The organism is Salipiger bermudensis (genome assembly GCF_019801965.1).
Taxonomy (GTDB): domain Bacteria; phylum Pseudomonadota; class Alphaproteobacteria; order Rhodobacterales; family Rhodobacteraceae; genus Salipiger; species Salipiger bermudensis_A.
Map to the genome: position 1 here is coordinate 373,490 of NZ_JAHVIA010000004.1, position 21,038 is coordinate 394,527.

The 21,038-nt window shown below is 70.3% G+C and carries 15 protein-coding genes; 5 read left to right on the forward strand and 10 right to left on the reverse strand.

Annotated features, from left to right (window positions below):
• The first annotated feature begins 39 nt into the window (after positions 1 to 39).
• The 4 genes from murB (at position 40) to ftsA (ending at position 4,275) form a co-directional block, all read left to right on the forward strand.
• Positions 40 to 984, forward strand: a complete 945-nt coding sequence (gene murB / locus KUV62_RS11260) for a UDP-N-acetylmuramate dehydrogenase (RefSeq protein WP_222603786.1) — start codon at positions 40 to 42, stop codon at positions 982 to 984.
• 146 nt (positions 985 to 1,130) lie between these two features.
• On the forward strand, positions 1,131 to 2,051 hold the full coding sequence (locus tag KUV62_RS11265; RefSeq protein WP_222603787.1) for a D-alanine--D-alanine ligase: 921 nt from the start codon (positions 1,131 to 1,133) through the stop codon (positions 2,049 to 2,051).
• On the forward strand, positions 2,048 to 2,947 hold the full coding sequence (locus KUV62_RS11270) for a cell division protein FtsQ/DivIB (RefSeq protein ID WP_222603920.1): 900 nt from the start codon (positions 2,048 to 2,050) through the stop codon (positions 2,945 to 2,947). The genes KUV62_RS11265 and KUV62_RS11270 overlap by 4 nt, the downstream gene beginning before the upstream one ends.
• Positions 2,944 to 4,275 carry a cell division protein FtsA gene (ftsA, locus tag KUV62_RS11275; RefSeq protein ID WP_222603788.1) on the forward strand — a complete coding sequence of 444 codons (1,332 nt, stop codon included), beginning with the start codon at positions 2,944 to 2,946 and terminating at the stop codon, positions 4,273 to 4,275. The genes KUV62_RS11270 and ftsA overlap by 4 nt, the downstream gene beginning before the upstream one ends.
• Before the next feature lie 352 nt (positions 4,276 to 4,627).
• On the opposite strand, the gene recN is transcribed toward ftsA, so the two are convergent.
• The 7 genes from recN to KUV62_RS11310 all read right to left on the reverse strand — a co-directional run bounded on the left by recN (position 4,628) and on the right by KUV62_RS11310 (position 16,129).
• Complete coding sequence (gene recN / locus KUV62_RS11280; RefSeq protein ID WP_222603789.1) at positions 4,628 to 6,280, reverse strand: DNA repair protein RecN; 1,653 nt, start codon at positions 6,278 to 6,280, stop codon at positions 4,628 to 4,630.
• A gap of 33 nt (positions 6,281 to 6,313) precedes the next feature.
• Positions 6,314 to 7,168: an outer membrane protein assembly factor BamD gene (locus tag KUV62_RS11285; RefSeq protein ID WP_222603790.1), complete on the reverse strand. Its 855-nt coding sequence runs from the start codon at positions 7,166 to 7,168 to the stop codon at positions 6,314 to 6,316.
• A 114-nt stretch (positions 7,169 to 7,282) separates the two neighbouring features.
• Positions 7,283 to 8,212, reverse strand: a complete 930-nt coding sequence (gene lpxC / locus KUV62_RS11290) for a UDP-3-O-acyl-N-acetylglucosamine deacetylase (RefSeq protein WP_222603791.1) — start codon at positions 8,210 to 8,212, stop codon at positions 7,283 to 7,285.
• A gap of 230 nt (positions 8,213 to 8,442) precedes the next feature.
• A complete protein-coding gene (ftsZ, locus tag KUV62_RS11295) occupies positions 8,443 to 10,113 on the reverse strand; it encodes a cell division protein FtsZ (RefSeq protein WP_222603792.1) in 1,671 nt (556 codons plus the stop codon).
• 400 nt (positions 10,114 to 10,513) lie between these two features.
• Positions 10,514 to 13,816: an error-prone DNA polymerase gene (locus tag KUV62_RS11300; protein ID WP_410000854.1), complete on the reverse strand. Its 3,303-nt coding sequence runs from the start codon at positions 13,814 to 13,816 to the stop codon at positions 10,514 to 10,516.
• A gap of 311 nt (positions 13,817 to 14,127) precedes the next feature.
• On the reverse strand, positions 14,128 to 15,624 hold the full coding sequence (locus KUV62_RS11305) for a Y-family DNA polymerase (protein WP_222603793.1): 1,497 nt from the start codon (positions 15,622 to 15,624) through the stop codon (positions 14,128 to 14,130).
• Positions 15,539 to 16,129, reverse strand: a complete 591-nt coding sequence (locus KUV62_RS11310) for an ImuA family protein (RefSeq protein WP_222603794.1) — start codon at positions 16,127 to 16,129, stop codon at positions 15,539 to 15,541. Before KUV62_RS11310 ends, KUV62_RS11305 begins: the two co-directional genes overlap by 86 nt.
• Positions 16,130 to 16,307: 178 nt before the next feature.
• Between KUV62_RS11310 and KUV62_RS11315 the strand changes: the two genes are divergently transcribed.
• Positions 16,308 to 17,051, forward strand: a complete 744-nt coding sequence (locus KUV62_RS11315; protein WP_222603795.1) for an Asp/Glu racemase — start codon at positions 16,308 to 16,310, stop codon at positions 17,049 to 17,051.
• Here the strand turns inward: KUV62_RS11315 and KUV62_RS11320 are convergent.
• Genes KUV62_RS11320 through nirD form a run of 3 tightly spaced genes read right to left on the reverse strand, consistent with a single transcriptional unit; the run spans position 17,035 to position 20,956 of the window.
• Positions 17,035 to 17,997 carry a glycosyl transferase family protein gene (locus tag KUV62_RS11320; protein ID WP_222603796.1) on the reverse strand — a complete coding sequence of 321 codons (963 nt, stop codon included), beginning with the start codon at positions 17,995 to 17,997 and terminating at the stop codon, positions 17,035 to 17,037. The two genes, KUV62_RS11315 and KUV62_RS11320, sit on opposite strands and share 17 nt — an antisense overlap.
• A complete protein-coding gene (locus KUV62_RS11325; protein ID WP_222603797.1) occupies positions 17,994 to 20,624 on the reverse strand; it encodes a nitrate reductase in 2,631 nt (876 codons plus the stop codon). The genes KUV62_RS11320 and KUV62_RS11325 overlap by 4 nt, the downstream gene beginning before the upstream one ends.
• On the reverse strand, positions 20,624 to 20,956 hold the full coding sequence (nirD, locus tag KUV62_RS11330) for a nitrite reductase small subunit NirD (protein ID WP_222603798.1): 333 nt from the start codon (positions 20,954 to 20,956) through the stop codon (positions 20,624 to 20,626). The genes KUV62_RS11325 and nirD overlap by 1 nt, the downstream gene beginning before the upstream one ends.
• Positions 20,957 to 21,038 lie beyond the last annotated feature (82 nt).

Below are 21,038 nucleotides of genomic sequence, written 5' to 3' on the forward strand. Positions count from 1 at the left end.
GGGCTTTACCGGCGCGGCGGGGCAGGGCAGAACAGCGCCATGACCGAGACACACCCCTCCCAAACCCTTCCCGAAACCCGTGGCCGCCTGACCCCGGACCGTGACCTTTCGTCCCTCACATGGCTGCGCGTCGGCGGGCCTGCGGACCTGCTGTTCCAGCCGGCCGATCTCGAGGACCTGCAGGCGTTCCTGCGCGCATTGCCGCCGGAGCGGGCGGTCTTTCCGATGGGCGTCGGCTCCAACCTGATCGTGCGCGATGGCGGGCTGCGGGCGGTGGTGATCCGGCTCGGGCGCGGCTTCAACGGCATCGAGATCGACGGCACCCGCGTGACCGTGGGCGCGGCGATGCTCGACGCGCAGCTTGCCAAGCGGGCGGCGGCGGAAGGCGTCGACCTGACCTTCCTGCGCACCATCCCCGGCAGCGTCGGCGGCGCGGTGCGGATGAACGCGGGCTGCTATGGCACCTACGTGGCCGACCACCTGGTCGAGATCCGCGCGGTGACCCGCGAGGGCGATCTGGTGACGCTCTCGAAGGACGACCTCAGGCTCGCCTATCGCCACAGCGAGCTGCCCGAGGGCTGCGTGATCGTCGAGGCGGTGTTCGAGGGGCTGCCGGGAGATCCGGCCGAGCTCGAGGCGCGCATGGAGGCGCAGCTGAAGAAGCGCGACGAGACCCAGCCGACCAAGGACCGCACCGCCGGTTCGACCTTCCGCAACCCGGCGGGCTTCAGCTCCACCGGGCGCGAGGATGACGTGCACGACCTCAAGGCGTGGAAGGTGATCGACGATGCGGGGATGCGTGGGGCAACCCTAGGTGGCGCCCAGATGTCGCCCAAGCATTCCAACTTCCTGGTGAACACCGGGGAGGCAACGGCGGCCGATCTTGAGGGGCTTGGCGAAGAAGTTCGAAAAAAGGTTTTCCAACACAGTGGAATAGAGCTACATTGGGAAATCATGCGGGTCGGTGAACCCGCACAGAAATGACGCCGACAACCGGCGCGTGACAGGCACGGCGGCTCGCCGATCAAAGAGCAAGCTGTCGAAAAGAACAGGACGGGTCCGGTTTGCCGGGCAGGTGAGTCCTGAAGCAGAACAAAAGGGGCAGAAAGCCCCGTGATTTCGAGGCGGTTTTGGGGATGTCGAGCAGGGCAAACCCGAAAGTGGCGGTATTGTTGGGCGGCCCCTCAGCCGAGCGCGAGGTGTCTCTCAGTTCCGGGCGGGAATGTGCCGCCGCTTTGAGGGCAGAAGGTTACCAGGTCACCGAGGTCGATGCCGGCCGCGATCTGGCGCAGCGTCTCGAGGCGCTCGCGCCCGATGTCGTGTTCAACGCGCTGCATGGCCGTTGGGGCGAGGACGGCTGCGTGCAGGGGCTGCTGGAGTGGATGGGGATTCCCTACACCCATTCCGGCGTGCTGGCTTCGGCGGTGGCGATGGACAAGGAACGCTCCAAGGAGGTGTTCCGCGCCGCCGGGCTTCCGGTGGTCGAGAGCCTGCTCGCGAGCAAGGCCGAGATCTCGGCACGCCACATGATGGCGCCGCCTTATGTGGTCAAACCCTATAATGAAGGCTCCTCGGTCGGTGTCTACCTCGTGCAGGAGGGGGCCAACACGCCGCCGCGCATCGCCGAAGACATGCCCGACACGCTGATGGTCGAGACCTACGCGCCGGGCCGCGAGCTCACCACCACGGTGATGGGCGACCGGCCGCTGACCGTCACCGACATCATCACCGAGGGCTGGTACGACTACGACGCCAAGTACAAGGAAGGCGGCTCGCGCCACGAGCTGCCTGCCGACGTGCCGTCCGAAATCTTCGACGCCTGCCTGGACTACGCCCTGCGCGCCCACGTGGCGCTTGGCTGCCGGGGCGTGAGCCGCACCGATTTCCGCTGGGACGAGAGCCGCGGGCTCGACGGGCTGATCCTGCTCGAGACCAACACCCAGCCCGGCATGACGCCGACCTCGCTGGTGCCGGAACAGGCCCAGCATTGCGGCATTTCCTTTGGCGCGCTGATGCGCTGGATGGTGGAGGATGCCTCGTGCAACCGTTGAGCGCACCGCCCCGGCAGCAGGCGAACCAGCAGGTGAACCGCCCCGATCCGGCGCCGTCGCGCCTCAAGTATCGGCTTGAGCGGCTGATGCTGACGCCGATGTTCCGTCTCGCGCTGCGGGTCGGCATCCCGGCGGTGATCGGCTTCGGCGCGGCGAGCTGGTATTTCTCCTATGAGGAGCACCGCACGCAGGTCGTCGATACGGTGGCGCATATCCGCAACCAGATCGAGACCCGGCCCGAGTTCATGGTCAACCTGATGGCCATCGACGGCGCCAGCAGCGGCGTCTCGGACGACATCCGCGAGATCATCCCGCTCGATTTCCCGATCAGCTCCTTCGACCTCGACCTCGACCACATGCGCGAGACCATCACCGGGCTCGACGCGGTGAAATCCGCCGAGCTGCGCATCCGGCAGGGCGGGGTGCTGCAGATCGACGTGACCGAGCGGGTGCCGGTGGCGCTCTGGCGCCATGCCGGAACGCTCGAGCTTCTCGACATGGAAGGCGTGCATGTGGGGCCGATGACGCGGCGCTCGGAGCGGCCCAACCTGCCGGTGATCGCCGGGCGCGGGGCCGATCGCCATGTGCCGGAGGCGATGGCGCTGATCCGCGCGGCGGCCCCGCTCGAGGCCCGGATGAGGGGCCTGGTGCGCATGGGTGAGCGCCGCTGGGACGTGGTGCTGGATCGCGGCCAGCGCATCATGCTGCCCGAGACCGGCGCCGTGCGGGCGCTCGAGCGGGCACTGGCGATGGATGCGGCGGTCGACATGCTGGGGCGCGACATCGCCGCGGTCGACCTGCGTCTGCCGCGCCGCCCGACCCTGCGGATGACGGGTGGTGCAGTTGAACAATATTGGCGGATCAAAGCCTTAGAGACCGGAGAACAACAACAATGATCGAGCTCTATGAATCCCAGCGCGCGATGCGCAACATGCGCAAGGCGGCGATGCAGCGCGGTGTCGTGGCGATCCTGGACGTGGGCAGCTCCAAGATCGCCTGTCTCGTTCTGCGCTTCGACGGCAACGAGCAGATCCTCGATGACGGCATCGGCTCGCTGGCCGGGCAGTCGGGCTTCCGGGTGATCGGCGCCGCGACGACCCGCTCGCGCGGGGTCAAGTTCGGCGAGATCGCCGCCATGGGCGAGACCGAGCGCGCCATCCGCACCGCGGTGCAGGCGGCGCAGAAGATGGCCAATATCCGGGTCGATCACGTCATCGTCTGCTTCTCCGGCGCCGAGCCGCGCAGCTACGGGCTTGCGGGGCAGGTGGAGGTCGATGGCACGATGGTCTCCGAGCAGGACGTGGCGCGGGTGCTCTCGGCCTGCGACGTGCCCGATTTCGGGGTGGGACGCGAGGTGCTGCACGCGCAGCCGGTGAACTTCGCGCTCGATCACCGTTCCGGGCTCGACGATCCGCGCGGCCAGATCGGCCGGGCGCTGGCCACCGACATGCACATGCTGACGATCAACGCGCAGGCGATCCAGAACATCGCCCATTGCGTCAAGCGCTGCGATCTCGAGCTCGCGGGCCTCGCCTCCTCGGCCTATGCCTCGGGGATCTCGGCGCTGGTCGAGGACGAGCAGGAGCTCGGCGCGGCCTGCATCGACATGGGCGGCGGCACCACCGGCGTGTCGATCTTCATGAAGAAGCACATGATCTACGCCGACACGGTGCCGATGGGCGGCAACCATGTCACCAGCGACATCTCGATGGGTCTGCAGATCCCGATGGCGATGGCCGAGCGCATCAAGACCTTCTACGGTGGCGTCGTTGCCACCGGCATGGACGATCGCGAGATGATCGAGATCTCCGGCGATACCGGCGACTGGCACCATGACCGGCGGCAGGTCAGCCGCGCCGAGCTGATCGGCATCATGCGCCCGCGGGTCGAGGAGATCCTCGAGGAGGTGCGCGCCTCGCTCGACGCGGCCGGTTTCGATCACCTGCCGAGCCAGCAGATCGTGCTGACCGGGGCTGCGAGCCAGATCCCCGGGCTCGACGGTTTGGCGAGCCGCATCCTCGGCTCGCAGGTGCGGCTGGGCCGCCCAATGCGCGTCCATGGCCTGCCGCAGGCGGCGACGGGTCCGGGCTTTGCCAGCGCGGTGGGGCTCTGCCTCTTCGCGGCGCATCCGCAGGACGAATGGTGGGATTTCGAGATCCCGGTCGACAAGTACGCCTCCGGCGGCCTCAAGCGCGCCGTGAAGTGGTTCCGCGACAACTGGTGAGCCGGGGCAGGGGGCCTCGGACCTTTTGGGGCAGATGGACGCCCTCGCAGAACGCTGCGGGGGCGTTTCGCGTATCTGAGGGGGATCCCTGCCCAAGCGCGGAATCAAGGCGAAGCCGCCGCGCCATCGCCTGCCCGCCCCAACGGGCTGGCGATCTGGTGACGCCGGCGCTCAGTTGTGAGGTCCTTCGGATTTGGCCGGGATCAATCGAGGGATTCCGCACTTAGATCGCCACCCCGCGGGCAGGCGATGGCGCGGCGTCACGGTCGTCGCGAAAGAGGGTCGGAGAGTGTCCGCTTCACAACAAATGAGGCCATGGAGGGGGTAGCGGACCGCCCGCGGTTTCGCGGAATTACCCCGCCAGCAGCGCCCGCGCTGCGGCGCGCGCTTCCTTGGTGACCGTGTCGCCCGAGAGCATGCGGGCAATCTCGTCCTCGCGGTCGCCGGCATCGAGCGCCGCGACGGTCGACAGCGTGGCGTCGTTCTCCACCCGCTTCTGCACCCGCCAGTGATGCGCGCCGAGTGCCGCGACCTGCGGCGAGTGCGTCACCACCAGCACCTGCCCGCCCTCGGCCAGCGCCTTCAGGCGGCGGCCCACCGCATCGGCGGTGGCACCGCCGACGCCGCGGTCGATCTCGTCGAAGATCATCGTGACGCCCCGGTTGCGCTCTTCCGACAGGCACACCTTCAGCGCCAGCAGGAAGCGCGACAGCTCGCCGCCGGAGGCTATCTTGTTGAGTGGCCCGGCGGGAGCGCCGGGGTTGGTCGCCACGGTGAAGGCCACCGCGTCGCGGCCCTCGGGGCCGGGCTCGCCATCCGCCACCTCGGTGCGGAACACCGCGCGCTCCATCTTGAGCGGCGCCAGCTCGGCCGCCATCGCGGCATCGAGCCGACCGGCGGCCTCGCGGCGCGCAAGGCTCAGCGCCTCGGCGGCGGCGTCGTATTCGGCATCGGCGGCCGCCACCGCGCGGGTCAGCGCGGCGATGTTCTCGGCGCCGCTTTCCAGCGCCGCCAGACGCCCCGACAGCGTCGCCGCGAGCTCGGGCAGCTCGTCGGGGGCGATGGCGTGCTTGCGGGCGAGGCCGCGGATGGCGAAGAGCCGTTCCTCGGTCTCCTCGAGATCCTGCGGGTTGAACTCCAGCGCATCGAGACAGTCTTCGACCTCGCGGCCGGCCTCGTCGAGCTCGGCCATGGCGCGGGTGAGGGCGGCGATCGCGCCCTCGAGCCGGCCTTCGGCCTTCTCCGAAGCGCCCTCGAGCCAGCGCAGCGCGTTGGCCATGGTGCCCTCGGCGCCGTCATTGCCGAGCGCCTGCGCGGCGCGCACGATGTCCTCGCGGATGCGCTCGGCGCTCTGCATCATGCGGCGTTTGGTGTCGAGTTCGGCCTCCTCGCCGGGCATCGGCGCCAGCCGGTCGAGCTCGTCCACCGCGTGGCGCAGGAAGTCTTCCTCGGCGCGCACCGCCTCGAGCGCCGCCTGCGCAGCCTCGAGCGCCTTGCGGGCCTCGCGCCGTGCGCCCCAGGCCGCACGCGCCGCGCCAAGCTCGGCGTCAATGGCGGCATAGCTGTCAAGGATGGTGCGGTGGCCCGACGGGTTGAGCAACCCGCGATCGTCATGCTGGCCGTGCAGCTCGACCAGCGTCTCCGATAGCCGCCGCAGCACCTCGCCGCTGGCGCGGCGGTCGTTGACCCAGCCGGTCTTGCGGCCGTCGGCGGTGTTGACCCGGCGCAGGATCAGCTCTTCCGAGACCGGCAGCCCGGCCTCTTCCAGCACTGCGCGCGCCGCGTGGCTCGGCGACAGCTCGAACACCGCCGTCACCTCGCCCTGCGCGGCACCGCTGCGCACCAGCTCGGCGCGGCCGCGCCAGCCCAGCACGAAGCCCAGCGAATCCAGCAGGATCGACTTGCCGGCGCCGGTCTCGCCGGTCAGCACGTTGAGACCGGGCTGGAACGCGAGGTCCAGCCGGTCGATGATCAGCATGTCGCGGATCTCAAGCGCTCGAAGCATGTGATGCAAGGCAGGCCGTCAGCCCGCCATCCCTTATAGCCACTCGCCCTTCACCATCTGGCGATAGGCCTGCGCCAGCCAGTTGTCGCCCTGCGCCTCGAGCGGCAGGCCGCGGTTGGTCAGCAGCTTGTAGCTGTCGCGGTACCACTCGGAGCCCTGGTAGTTGTAGCCGAGGATCGCGCCGGCGGATTGCGCCTCCTGCACGAGCCCGAGCGAGAGATAGGCCTCGACCAGGCGATGCAGCGCCTCGGGGGTGTGGGTGGTGGTCTGGAAGTCCTCTACGACGACGCGGAAGCGGCTGATGGCGGCCCCGAAATGCTTGTCGCGCAGGTAGTAGCGCCCGATCTCCATTTCCTTGCCGGCGAGGTGATCGAAGGCGAGATCGAATTTCAGGATCGAGCTGCGGGCGTATTCGCTGTCGGGGTAGCGCTCGATCACCGTGCGCAGCGCCTGCAGCGCCTGGAAGGTCAGGCCCTGGTCGCGGCCGACCTCCTCGATCTGGTCATAGTAGGAGAGGGCGAGGAGATACTGTGCATAGGCGGCGTCTTCATCGGTCGGGTAGAAATCGATGTAGCGCTGCGCCGAGGAGCGGCTGTTCTCGTAATCCTTCTCGATGTGGAAGGCGTAGGCCTGCATGATCAGGGCGCGCTTGGACCATTCGGAATAGGGGTAGAGCCGCTCGACCTCGCTGAAGTAGTAAGCGGCTTCCTCGCCATCGCGGCGGTCGAGCTCGTACTCGCCTCGCTCGTAGATCTGTTGGGCGGAGAAGGTCTCGAGCGGGATGTTGCCGCGGGCGTAGCCCTCGCGCTCCCGCGCTGTGCACCCCGCCAGCAGAATAGCGGAAAAAGCCACTCCGATCACCAGCTTACGCGATCTTCCGCCTGCCATGCCCGACTAACCTCATGTTCGTTCTTCAGGGCCGCCGGACGGCCCTTGGCACGGTCCTAGCACAGAAAATTCCGGTGCAAAACGCCTTAACGGCGTTTTGCGTCCGGCCCCCTGTCAGGCCACTGCCGGGATCTCGTCGCGCTCCACCCCGGCGCCGGGAAGGCGTGCCGAGAGGGTGTCGTCGCAGAGGGTGATGCGGTAGGCATCCGGGGTCGAGAACAGCTCGCGCAGGAGCATGTTGGTCATCGCGTGACCGGCCTTGTGACCCTCGTAATGGCCAATGATCGGGGCGCCGGCGGTGTAGAGATCGCCAAGCGCGTCGAGCATCTTGTGGCGCACCGCCTCGTCGCCGTGGCGCAGGCCGCCGGGCGAGAGCACCTTGTCGCCATCGACGACGACGGCGTTCTCGTAGGTGCCGCCAAGCGCAAGGCCGTTGGCCTGCATCGCCTCGACATCGGATTGCCGGCAGAAGGTGCGGCTGTCGCAGAGCTCGCGCACGAAGGCGCCGTTGGCGAGATCCATGCTGCGCTCCTGGGTGCCGATGGCATCATCCTCGAAGGCGATGTGGAAATCCATCGTCAGGCCTTCGCCCGAGCGGGCGGGGGAGAGCCGCGCCCAGCCCTTGTCGGTCAGCACGGAGACCGGCTTGAGGATCTCGATGGCATAGACCGGGGCGCGCAGGGCGCGGGTGCCGCGCTCGAGGATGGCGCGCACGAAGGGCGCGGCGGAACCGTCCATGATCGGCACTTCCGGCCCGTCGATCTCGATCAGGGCGTTGTGTACGCCGCAGCCCGAAAGCGCGGCCATCACGTGTTCGATGGTCGAGACCGAGACACCGGCGGCGTTGACGATGCGGGTGCAGAGCGGGGTCACCTCGACGGCGTCCCAGCGCGCGGGCACCAGCGTGTCGCCCAGCAGGATGTCGGTCCGCTTGAACCAGATGCCATGCTCGGCGGAGGCCGGGCGGATGGTCATGCGCGCGGGGCGGCCGGAATGCAGGCCAACGCCCTGGAAGGTTACAGCGGATCTCAGAGTGGTTTGCACGGTCTTACCTCAGTCATAGGAGGCTCCACCCCACTGGAGGCTCCTTTGATGGTGGAGATATAGACCGGCCCCTGTCAGCTCAAATCAAGTATTGTAACCACCTGAAACATCGCAGTAACGGAATAAGCGGAACATTGCAGGTATCTTTTGCGCGCGCTCCAATGCTTTGAGTGCAAACGAAAAACGCCCCCTCGATGAGGGGGCGTTCCGTCGCGGTAGCTCGCGAAATGTCAGTTGGCCTGGCGCCGCAGGAAGGCCGGGATCTCGATCCGGTCCTGATCCTGCTGCTCGTCCTCGTCGACCACCGGGGCCGGCTGGTGGGCCTGCATCGGCGGCTGCTGGCGGCGCGGGGCGGGGGCGTCGTGGCCGCCCTGACCGCCCTGGGTGTGGCCGTGGCCGGTCATGCGGTTGATCAGCGAGTTGATCCCGAAGCGCGGCTTGTCGGCCTCCGCGGCGGGGCGCTGCATGCCGGCGGGCTGCTGCGGCTGGGCGGCCGGGCGCGGCGCCTGAGCCGGCTGCTGGCGGCTGTGCTCGGCCGCGGCGCGCAGGCGCGCCAGGGTCTCGGGCGAGGGGGTGCCGGGGGCCGGGGCCTTGGGCGCGACGAAGGTGTCGGGCTCGGCGTCGAGCGCATTGGTCTGCGGCTGGAACTGCGCCACCTGCGGACGGTAGGCCGGCGGCGGCAGGTCGTCCTGCGCCTGGGCGGGCTGCTCGTAGACCGGCTGTTGCGCCGGCTGCTGGTCGAGCGAGCCGAAGAGGGACGGTTCGTCCTCTTCGTATTCCGGCTCGGGGGCGCGGGCGGCGACCGGCTGCTGTGCGGGGGCCGGCTGCGGTGCCACCGGTGCGGCGGCGACCTCTTCCGGGGCCTCTTCGATCATGTTGGGCTTCAGCGGCTCGGCCAGCTTGCGGCGCGGCACCGGAACGTCGTGCTGGACGTTGCTGGCGTCAATGCCGGTGGCGACGACGGAGACGCGCATGTTGCCTTCCATCGTGTCGTCGAGGGTCGAGCCCACGATGATGTTGGCGTCGGCGTCGACTTCCTCGCGGATGCGGTTGGCCGCCTCGTCGAGCTCGAACAGGGTGAGGTCGTGGCCGCCGGTGATGTTGATCAGCACGCCCTTGGCGCCCTTGAGCGAGATCTCGTCGAGCAGCGGGTTCGCGATGGCCTTCTCGGCGGCCTGGATCGCGCGCTCTTCGCCATCGGCCTCGCCGGTGCCCATCATCGCCTTGCCCATCTCGTCCATCACCGAGCGCACGTCGGCGAAGTCGAGGTTGATCAGGCCGGGGCGGACCATCAGGTCGGAGATGCCCTTGACGCCCTGGTAGAGCACGTTGTCCGCCAGCGCGAAGGCCTCGGTGAAGGTGGTCTTCTCGTTGGCGAGACGGAACAGGTTCTGGTTCGGGATGATGATCAGCGTGTCGACGACCTTCTGCAGGGCTTCGACGCCCTCCTCGGCCTGACGCATCCGCTTGGCGCCCTCGAACTGGAACGGCTTGGTCACGACGCCCACGGTCAGCACGCCGAGCTCACGCGCCGCCTGCGCGATGATCGGGGCCGCGCCGGTGCCGGTGCCGCCGCCCATGCCGGCGGTGATGAAGCACATGTGCGCGCCGGCGAGGTGGTCGACGATCTGCTCGATGCTCTCTTCGGCGGCGGCTGCGCCCACCGAGGCGCGGGCGCCGGCGCCGAGACCCTCGGTCACCTTGATGCCGAGCTGGACCTTGGAGGTCGCGAGGCTCTGCTGCAGCGCCTGAGCGTCGGTGTTGGCCGTCACGAAGTCCACGCCCTCGAGCTGCTGGACGATCATGTTGTTGACGGCGTTGCCGCCGGCACCGCCTACGCCGAAGACCGTGATCCGGGGCTTCAGCTCTTCCTGTCCTGGCATCGAAAGGTTGAGTGTCATGTGTTTTGTCCGCCTGCGTTTTTGACTTGTTACACGCCTGTCCTGCGCCTTTACCGGCAATTCTTACCGACATATTAGCAACGGGTCACGTAAAAAACGCAAAATGACCACGAAATATGGGGTGAAACCGGCTAATCCGCGCGGGATTTCGCCGACACCCCCAGATTTTGGGGTTTACACGAAAATTAACGCAAAACGAGAGCGGGCGGCGCGCCATGGGGCGGTCGCTGATCGTCTTGCTTCGGTGCTGTCGGGAGGTCTGCTCGACATCCCCTCATTCCGCCTCTGTGTGCGGTTCTGTGGATAAGCTAACAAAGCCCCGGGCGGGCGTCATCCCCGAAAATCGCGGGTTCGCGGTTTTCCGCGCTCACGGTTTCGTTGGGACGGTGGCGACGGGGCGCTAGTGGAAGTCGCGGCTCGGAAATAGCCGCTTGGCCTGCTCGCGCGGGTGCTTGGCGGCGGGGGCGGGCCGTGCCGGGCGCGGCGCCTCGTCGGCGGCGGGGCTGGTGATGCCGATGGCATCGTCGAGCGGGTGGCCGAGATCGCCGAGCCGCGACGACAGGTCCTCGATATTTTCGGCGATCAGGTGGGTGACGATGCCCTCGCGCTGCAGATGCCCTGTCACCCGCAACAGCCGCCCGCCCATCACCGCGCGGCGGAAGCGCTCGTAGACCTTGGGCCAGACCACCACGTTCGCCACCCCGGTCTCGTCCTCCAGCGTCATGAAGATCACCCCCGAGGCGGTGCCCGGCCGCTGCCGGGTGATCACCACGCCACAGACCGAGAGCCGCCGCAGCGGCGTGCTGGCAAGCTCCGAATGCGGCACGATGTCGGGAAGGTCGGGCCGCAAAAGCTCCATCGGGTGGGCCCGCAGCGACAGCCGCATCGAGACGTAATCCTCGACCACCTCCTCGCCCAGATGCATCGCCGGCAGCTCGACATCGGGCTCGCGCAGCCCCTCGCCGTCGAGCGGATCGGCAAACAGCGGCAGCGGCGCGGGCGCGCGGATGGCGCGCACCTGCCAGAGCGCGTCGCGCCGGGTCAGCCCCATGCCGGCGAAGGCATCGGCCTCGGCCAGCCGCTCGAGCACGCCGGGCAGCAGCCCGGCCCGCAGCCACAGGCTTTCGGGATCGGGATAGCCATTGCCGCGCGCCGCCACGATCCAGCCCGCATCCTCCTCGCGGAAGCCCTTGATCTGGCGAAACCCAAGCCGCAGCGCCAGCCTGCCGTCGGCGCGGCGCTCGAGCACGTTGTCCCAGGCGCTGTGGTTGACGCAGATCGGCCGCAGCTCGATGCCGTGATCGCGCAGGTCGCGGACGATCTGCGCCGGGGCGTAGAACCCCATCGGCTGCGAATTCAGCAGCGCGCAGCCGAAGATCGCCGGGTGATGGCATTTCAGCCAGGACGAGACATAGGTCAGCATGGCGAAGGCGGCGGCGTGGCTCTCGGGGAAGCCGTAATCGGCGAAACCCTCGATCTGGGTGAAGCAGCGCTCGGCGGCCTCGCGGGTGTAGCCGTTCTTGAGCATGCCGCGGATGAAGCGGTCGCGGTGCTCGCCGATGGTGCCCATGCGCCGGAACGAGGCCAGCGAGCGGCGCAGCCGGTCGGCCTCTTCGGCAGAGTAGCCGGCGCCGACCACGGCGATCTGCATCGCCTGTTCCTGGAACAGCGGCACGCCGAGGGTCTTGCGGGTGACCTCCGACAGCGCCGGGCCGAAGGGCTCGGGCCGCTCCAGCCCCTGCCGGCGGCGGATATAGGGCTGCACCATGCCGCCCTGGATCGGGCCGGGGCGGACGATGGCGACCTCGATCACCAGGTCGTAGAAGGTGGCGGGCTTCATCCGCGGCAGGAAGTTCATCTGCGCCCGGCTCTCGACCTGGAACACCCCGACTGCGTCGGCCTTCTGCAGCATCCGGTAGGTCGCCGCGTCTTCCTGCGGCACGGTGTCGAGCGTGTGCGCGAGGCCCTCGTGCTGCTCGAGCAGGGCAAAGGCCTTGCGGATGCAGGTCAGCATGCCGAGGCTGAGCACGTCGACCTTGAGGATGCCGAGCGCGTCGATGTCGTCCTTGTCCCACTCGATGACGGTGCGGCCCTCCATCGCCGCGTTTTCGATCGGGCAGAGCGCGTCGAGCCGGCCCCGGGTGATGATGAAGCCGCCCACGTGCTGGCTCAGGTGGCGCGGGAAGCCGATGATCTCGCCAATGAGGCCGATGGTCTGCGCCAGCCGCCGGTCGCCGGGATCGAGCCCGAGCTCGCGGATGCGCTCGGGCTCGGCGCCGCCGTTGGACTGGCCCCAGATCTGCCCCGAGAGCGCCGCGGTCACGTCCTGGCTGAGCCCCATGACCTTGCCGACCTCGCGGATCGCCGCGCGGCTGCGGAAATGGATCACCGTGGCGCAGAGCCCGGCGCGGTGGCGGCCGTATTTCTCGTAGATCCACTGGATCACCTCCTCGCGCCGCTCGTGCTCGAAATCGACATCGATATCGGGCGGCTCGCCGCGGTAGCGCGAGATGAAGCGCTCGAAGACCATGCCGATGAGGTCGGGGCTCACGTCGGTGATGCCGAGCAGGTAGCACAGCACCGAGTTCGCCGCCGAGCCGCGCCCCTGGCACAGGATGCCGCGCGACCGGGCGAAATCGACGATGTCGTGCACGGTGAGGAAATAGGCGGCGAAGCCCAGCTCCTCGACCACCCGCAGCTCCTTGGCCATCAGGTCGAAGACCTTGTCGGGCGCGCCCTCGGGATAGCGCCTCTCGAGCCCGGCATGGGCCAGCCGCTCGAGCCGCGCCTGCGGGCTCTCGTCGCCGGCGATCTCGTCTGGATACTCGTAGCTCAGCTCGCCGAGATCGAAGGCGCAGCGCGCCGCGATCTCCAGCGTGCGGCGCAGGGCGGCGGGGTGGCGGCGGTAGAGCCGGGCCATGTCGGCGGCCGGCTTGAGCCGGCGCTCGGCATTGGCCAGGGCGCGGGTGCCGATGGCGTCGATGGTGCAGCCCTCGCGCAGGCAGGTCAGCACATCGGCGAGCTGGCGCCGCGCTGCGCGGTGCATCAGCACGTCGCCCACCGCCACCATCGGCGTGTTCATCCGGAGCGCCAGCCTTGAGCAGGCGTCGAACCAGGCCTGGTCGGAGCCGTCGTAGCGCGGCGGCGCGCCGAGGAAGACATGCCCCGGAAAGCGCCGCTGCAGCCGCTTGAGGGGGCCGGTGGCCCGGGACAGGTCTTCGGGGGCCAGATCGCCGGGGGGCAGGGCGATCAGGATCAGGCCGCGGCCATGCTCTTCGAGATCGGCGAGATGCAGCGTGCAGCGGCCCTTCTCCGCCCGCCGCTTGCCTGAGGTGAGCAGCCGCGACAGGCGCTCATAGGCGGCGCGGTCGGTGGCCAGGGCGAGCCACTCGACGGGCTCGTCCTCGAGCACCAGCCGGCAGCCGGTGATCAGCCGCGGCAGCAGCCGGCCGGCGCGCAGGGCGATCTCCCGCGTGCCGGGCTCGGGCTGGCGCGAGGACGGATCGGTGCGCTCGGTCGATCGGATGCGCAGCGCCTGCTCGGCCTCGTCGCGCAGGGTCTTCAGCGCCGACCACGCCCGCACCACGCCGGCCAGCGAGTTGCGGTCGGTGATCGCCAGCGCCGAGAGCCCGAGCTCGGTGGCGCGCGCCACCAGCTCCTCCGGGTGCGAGGCGCCGGTGAGGAAGGTGAAGTTCGAGGTGATGCAGAGCTCGGCATAGGTGGTGGGGAGGGCGGTGTTCTGGTCGTCGGGGTGTGTCGGGTGGAGGGGGGGATTGGGGGCGCTGCCCCCGTCCGCCGGAGGCGGACTCCCACGAGGTATTTGCGAACCGGAGAAGAGCGGGGCGTTGGTGTGGGATGGAGAGGGCGGTTGGGGTGTGGGAGGATTTGCGGCGTCGGGACGATGGGGGGCGGGAGAGCGGGTGGAGAGGGGGATCGGGGGCGCTGCCCCCGTCCGCCGGGGGCGGACTCCCCCGAGGTATTTTGGAACCAGAGAAGATGTGGGGGCGGCGGGGGTCACGGGAATTCTCCGTGCACGAACCAGCCGGGGGCCTGCGGGGTGTGGAACAGCCACAGGCGGCGGCCTTCGCGGGTTTCGATCTGCCAGTAGTCGCGGGTGCCGTGGCGCCAGGCCTCGTCGGGCAGCCACCATTCCGGGGCGATGCGCTCGGGGCCGGTGGCGCGGGCGGTGGCGAGCTGCAGGGCACGCCAGCGGAAGCGGCGCGGCGGGCGCGGGCCCCGGGCGGCGATGGGCTCGGGAGGGAACAGTCGCAGGGGGCGCGGGCGCGGCGCCGGCCAGCCGCCGGAGGCGGGGGCGGAGAAGGCGGCGGGTGCGACGCTGAAGGCGCGCTCGGGGATGTGGCTGTCGGCGGGCAGCAGGCGGCGGATGTTCTCGAGCCCGATGCGGGTGCCGATGCGGGTCACCAGATCGTCGAGCGCCGGGCCCTCGGGCGCCGCGCCGCGCGCCGCCACCGGGCCGCCGAGCTGCTGCACCGGCAGATCCTCGACCACCAATGCCTCGAGCCGCAGCTGGTCGATGCCGAAGCCGGCCTCGGCGGCCTCCACCCCGCGCCGGAACAGCGGCAGGATGCGGTCTGCTTCGCGCATCGGGCTAGCCAGCCGCAGCTCGACCCGGGCCGCGCCGCCATCGACCCGGCGCAGGCTCAGCTCGAGCACCCTTGCGCCGGCCTCCCGCGCCAGCAGCTGCGCGCAGAGCCGCTCGAGCAGGCGCGCGGTGCCGGCCATCACGTCCTCGGTCAGGCCGATGGGCTCGGGCAGGCTCAGCCGGATGCCGTAATGCGGCGGCTCGGCGTCGGGGGCCACGGGCTCTGGCAAATGCCCCAGCGCCTGGTCGAGGCGGGCCAGTAGGTCGGGGCCGAAGCGCCGGGTCAGCGGCGGGCGCGGGCGGGCGGCGAGATCGCCGATCGTGCGCAGCCCGAGCCGCTGCAGCGCCGTCACCACCTCCGGTTCGAGCCGCAGCGCCGCCACCGGCAGGGGCGCGAGCGCCGCCAGCGGATCGCCCGGCGGCGCCACGCCCTCGCCGAAGCGCGCCAGCGCCCAGGCGCCGCCGCGGCTGTCGGCCAGGCCCAGCCGCAGCGCCAGCCCGGCACGGGCGGCGCGGGCGCGCATGTCGGCCAGCATGGCCGCCTCGCCGCCATGCAGATGGGTGGCGCCGGTGACATCGAGCACCAGCCCGTCGTCCCCCTCGGCCCCGACCCAGGGGCAATAGCGCGTGGCCCAGCGGCGCAGCGCCGCGAGGAAGCGCGCATCGCGGCCCGGATCGGCCGGCGCGGTGAGCAGCGCCGGGCAGTAGATCCGCGCATCCGCCAGCGCCATGCCGCGATGCAGCCCCTCGGCCTCGGCCCGCGCGTTGAGGCAGTAGAGCCGCTCGGCATTGGCCTGTTTCAGCACCAGCGCGAAGGGCGCCTCAACCGGACGCGCGCGCAGAACCCGGTCGCTCTGCAACCGGGGAAACCACATGGAGACGATGCGCCGTGTCCGTCCAAAGAACATCCCAGGCTCCCAGTGTTCCTGATTTGTTCTTTATAATTTCCCATCGCAGCGCTGTCGAGTCCGCCTCCTCTTCGGCGGCCAGACGCGGGGCGGCGTGCCAGCGGGTCTCGGCGGCGTTGCTGCCCATGCCCTCGGGAATCAGGCACAGCCCGGTGCTGCCGCCGGTCTTGGCGGCGAGCTGCAGGCGGCGGCCCTGGCGCAGGTCGAGCGGCCTGGTGATCTCGGTCACCACCAGAGGCACCGCGCCGTCGCGCAGCGCCTCCTCGCTGACCGCCAGCGCATCGGTGGGCGAGGGCGCCTCGGCGATCAGCAGCCGCGCCGGATCGAAGAGGCGCGCCAGCCCCTGCGGGTTCAGCGCCTCATGGCTCCAGCCCGGGCGCACCCAGAGCACCGGGCCCGTGCCCTGCGCCGCGAGGATCGCGGCGAAGCTGGTGGCGCCGGGGCCGCAGACCTCGTGGACGCGGGCGGGGCGGAGGGGGTAGCTGTCGAACAGATTCGCGGGCATGGGGGCAGGATACAGGGCCGGGCCGGGGTGGGCCAAGATCCTGCATCGCGCGACGCTTGGAAAGCGGGCAGATCTTGCGTGCGGGCGGTGCCGGATGCATCGCCGCGATTGACGCAGGGCGCGCGCGGTGCGCCACTGTCGCGATGATGAGACGTTCCCTTGCCGGGGCAGGCCGCCGATGAGCGCGCCACTGCCCTACCGCCTTGGACCCGCGCGCCCGGCGCTGGGGCTCGTCGTGTTGCAATCGGATGAGACCGTCGAGGCCGACATGCGCCGGCTGATCCCGCAGCGCGGCAACCTGATGGTGACCCGGGTGCCCTCGGGCGCCGAGGTTACCCCGGAAACGCTGGCCGAGATGGAGGGCCACCTGGGCCGGGCGGCGGGGCTGTTCCCGCCCTGGGCGCGGTTCTCGGCGGTGGGCTATGCCTGCACCTCGGGCACGGCGCAGATCGGCGCGCCGCATGTGGCGGCGCAGATCCGTTCGGCGGTGGAGACGGAGGCGGTGACCGAGCCGGTCTCGGCGCTGATCGCCGCCTGCGCGGCGCTCGGAGTGCGCAGGCTGGGGCTGATCTCGCCCTACGTGGCCGAGGTCTCGGGGCGGCTGCGGGCGGTGCTGGCGGAGGCGCGGATCGAAACGCCGGTCTTTGCCAGCTTCGAGGTGCCCGAGGAGGCGCGGGTGGCGCGGATCGGGGCGCAAAGCCTGCGCGATGCGGCGCTGCGGCTGGCCGGAGAGGCGCCGCTGGACGGGCTGTTTCTCTCCTGCACCAACCTGTGCACGCTGCCGGTGATCGATGCGCTGGAGGCCGAGCTCGGGATGCCGGTGCTGTCGAGCAACCAGGTGTTGGCCTGGCACCTGATGCGGCTCGCCGGGATCGCGGCGCCGAAGCGGGCGCCGGGGCGGCTTTTCACGCAGACGCGGTGACCGCGCGGCGGGCCTGCCAGAGCTGGCGGGCGGTCTCGAGCGGCGCGTCCTGACCCAGCGTGTCGAGCGCCAGCGCGGCGGTGCCGAGCACCACGGCCTCGGCGAAGGGATCCTCGCGCGCACCTGACCAGAGCGCGGTGAGCAGGGCGGGATCGCTCTCGCCATCATCGAGCCGGCGGGTCTCCTCGGGCAGCATCGCCGGAAAGCTGGTTTCCCACGCCGCGCCGCCGCGCAGGCCGAAGCCGGCGATGGCCTTGGCCGGGTGGCGCTCGAACTCGCCGCCGCCGCCCTTGATGACGGTGAGCGCGTCGAGCCCGAGGAGCGCGCCCGCATCGGCCTGCAGCAGGCGATAGGGCGGGTGGAACACGCCCTGGACCGAGGCCGTCGCGCGCGCCGGGTTGAGCATCCGGCAGACGGTGTTGACGCAGGAGCGCAGATGCAGCACGTCGCGCAGGCGCAGCAGCCGGAAGAGCGCTGGCGAGAGCGTCTCGAGCGGCAGGTAGGCGATGCCGTGGCGCGCCATCAGCGCGGCGGCCTCGGAGGGACCCTCTGCCACCGGGATGTCGGCGGCAGCGAGCCCGTTGCGCACCGCCGCGTCGGCGCCGTTCCAGCCATGCATCAGGACAGGATGGCCGGCATCGGCCACCAGCCGCGCCGAGAGCAGGAACCACGGTAGCCCGCGGGTGCGCCCGGCGGCATAGGACGGCCAGTCGAGCGCCGGGCGGGGCAGGGCCGGCAGGCTCTGCTGCGCAGCTTCGGCAAAGCCTGCGATCTCGTCGGCGGTCTCGCCCTTCATCCGCATCAGCATCAGCAGCGCGCCGATGGCATGCGGATCGGCCTCGCCCGAGAGCATCAGCCGCATCGCATCGAGAGCTTCCTCGCGGCTCAGCGAGCGCGACCGTCCGGGGCCGCGCCCCAGCGTGCGGACATGGGCGCCAAGGCTCATTCCGCGGCCACCTTCGACTGGGTCGCGGCAAGGATCGAGGCCAGCTCGGGGCGGCAGGAGCCGCAATTCGTCCCCGCCTCCAGCGCAGCGCCGATCTGCTCGACGCTGACCAGCCCCTGCGTCTCGATGGCGGCGACGATGGTGTTGAGCCCGACATTGAAGCAGGAACAGACCAGTGGGCCGGGATCGGGGCGGTCGGCCGGCGGTTGGCCGGTGAGCGCGTCGGGGGCCTCGGTGCCCGGCAGGGTGGCAAGGAAATCGCGCTTCAGCGCCACCGGTTCGGGGCCCGCAAACAGCGCCGCGATCAGCCGGTCGCCGTCGTGGAAGGCGATGCGGGCGAGGCCACGGCGGGCGTCGATCAGGGTCTGGCACTCGGCGTCCGGCAGGCCGAAGAGGGCGCGGGCATGGGCCTCCCAGTCGTCGGGCTGGGCCGCGGCGGCAAGCTCGGCGCGCCAGCCGGCGCGGGTCCGGGCGCGGGCCCAGTAATCGGAGGTGGCGGTGAATTCGGTGGCGGACACGGCATAGCCGTACCACGCCGCGTCGAACCGTGCCACCGCCGTCACGCTGGCCTTGCTCTCGGGCTGGCCCGAGACCGGGTCGGTGTTTGCGGCGACCAGCGCGTCGATGCGGGCCGAGGGCGCGGTCTCGCCGGTCCAGTGCATCGGCGCGAAGACATCGCCCGGCGCCACCGCGTCGGTCAGGCGTGCGCGCAGGATCGCCTTGCCCTGCGGGTTCTCGAGCCGCACCAGATCGGCGGGCGCGATGCCGAGACGACGGGCATCCTCGGGGTGGATCTCGAGGAAGGGCTCGGCGAGATGGGCGGCCAGCCGCGGCGAGCGCGCGGTGCGCGTCATCGTGTGCCATTGGTCGCGGATGCGCCCGGTGTTGAGCCGGAACGGCAGCTCGACGCAGGGCTGCGAGGCCGGGGCGCGGTAGCGGATCGGCAGCATCCGGGCCTTGCCGTCGGCGTGGTAGAACTTGCCGTCGGCGAAGAAGCGGCCGCCGTTGCGGCTGGCGCTGGCGGGCCAGCGGAAGGGCGGCATTGCCATGTAGGCGCTGTCGGTCAGCTCGGCCTTGGAGGAGATGTCGAAATCGCGCCCCAGCTTGCCCGCGAGCCCCGAAAGGGCGGCGTATTCACGGAAGATCTCGGCCGGGCAGGCGTAGTCAAAGGCGTCGCGCCAGCCCATGCGGCGGCCGACCTCGGCGAGGATCTCCCAGTCGGGGCGCGCGCTGCCCGGCGCGGGCAGCACGGCGCGCTGGCGGCTGATGGTGCGGTCGGAATTGGTCACCGTGCCCTCCTTTTCGCCCCAGGCTGAGGCGGGCAGTAGGACATGGGCGAGCCGGGCGGTGTCGGTGGCGGCGGTGATGTCGGAGACCACGACGAAATCGCAGCCCGCGATGGCCTTGGTCACCGCGTCGGCCTCGGGCATGGTGACGGCGGGGTTGGTGTGGATGATCCACAGCGCCTTGATCCGGCCGTCGCCGGCGGCGCGGAACAGGTCGACCGCCTTGAGCCCCGGCGCGTCGGCCATGCGCGGACTGTCCCAGAACTCGTGCACCGCGGCGCGGTGGTCGGCATTCTCGATGTCGAGGTGACAGGCCAGCATGTTGGCCAGCCCGCCGACCTCGCGCCCGCCCATGGCGTTGGGCTGGCCGGTGATCGAGAACGGCCCGCAGCCGGGGGTGCCGATGCGGCCCGTGGCGAGGTGGCAGTTGAGGATGGCGTTGACCTTGTCGCTGCCCGAGGTCGACTGGTTGACGCCCTGCGAATAGACAGTGACGACCTTCCGGGTGCCGATCCAGAGCTTGTAGAACGCGGCAAGCTGCTCTTCCGACAGCCCGGTGACGGTGTCGCGGTCGCTCGAGGCGGCGGTGAGCGCCTCGTTGAAGCCGGTGACGTTCTTCAGGAAGCCCTTGTCGAGCGCGCCGGCCTCGTGGATCGCGCAGAGCAGCCCGTTGAACAGCGCCGCGTCGGTGCCGGCCTTGAGCGCGAGATGCATGTCGGCGCCGTCGCAGGAGGCGGTGCGGCGCGGGTCGATGACGACGAGCTTGGTGCCGCGCCTTTTGCGGGCCGCGAGGATGCGCTGGTAGAGCACCGGGTGACACCAGGCGAGGTTGGAGCCCACCAGCACGATCAGGTCGGCCTCCTCGAGATCCTCGTAGGTGCCGGGCACGGTGTCGGTGCCGAAGGCGCGGCGGTGGCCGGCCACCGAAGACGCCATGCAGAGCCGCGAATTGGTGTCGATATTGGCGGCGCCGATATAGCCTTTCATCAGCTTGTTGGCGACGTAGTAATCCTCGGTCAGCAACTGGCCGGAGACGTAGAAGCCGACGCTCTCCGGGCCGTGCTGCGCGATGGTCTCGGAAAAGCGCCGGGCGACGAGATCGAGCGCCTCGTCCCAGCCCGCCTCGCGGCCGTGGATGCGGGGGGCGAGCAGGCGGCCGTCCAGCCCCACGGTCTCGCCAAGGGCCGAGCCCTTGGAACAGAGCTTGCCGAAATTCGCAGGGTGCTCCGGGTCGCCCCGGACCTCGAGCCCGCCCTGACCATCGGCCAGCAGGCGCACGCCGCAGCCAACGCCGCAATAGGGGCAGGTCGAACAGATCTCGGGGGCGCCCTGGTCCTTCATCACGCCGCACTCCGCGTCGAGACCGCCTCGCCGTCGAGCAGGATGCGCCCGTCCTCGAGCCGCACCGGGTAGGTGGTGATGCGGCCCTCGTCGGCGCCCTGCGCCTCGCCGGTGTTGAGGTCGAAGACCCAGTTGTGCAGCGGGCAGGTGACCTTCTGGCCATGCACGATGCCCTCCGACAGCGGCCCCTGCCTGTGCGGGCAGGTATTGGAGGCGGCGAAGACCTCGGCCTCGTCGGTGCGGAAGATCGCCACGCAGCCGACCTCCGTCTTGACCAGCCGGGCGCCGCGCAGCGGCACGTCGTCGATATGTCCGATGTCGATCCAGCTCATGTCCCTGGCTCCGCTTGGGGGGTGGGGTGGCAGCCCCGGAGGGCCCGGGACTGCCGGTCTTGGGGATGCTCCGGGGTGGGCC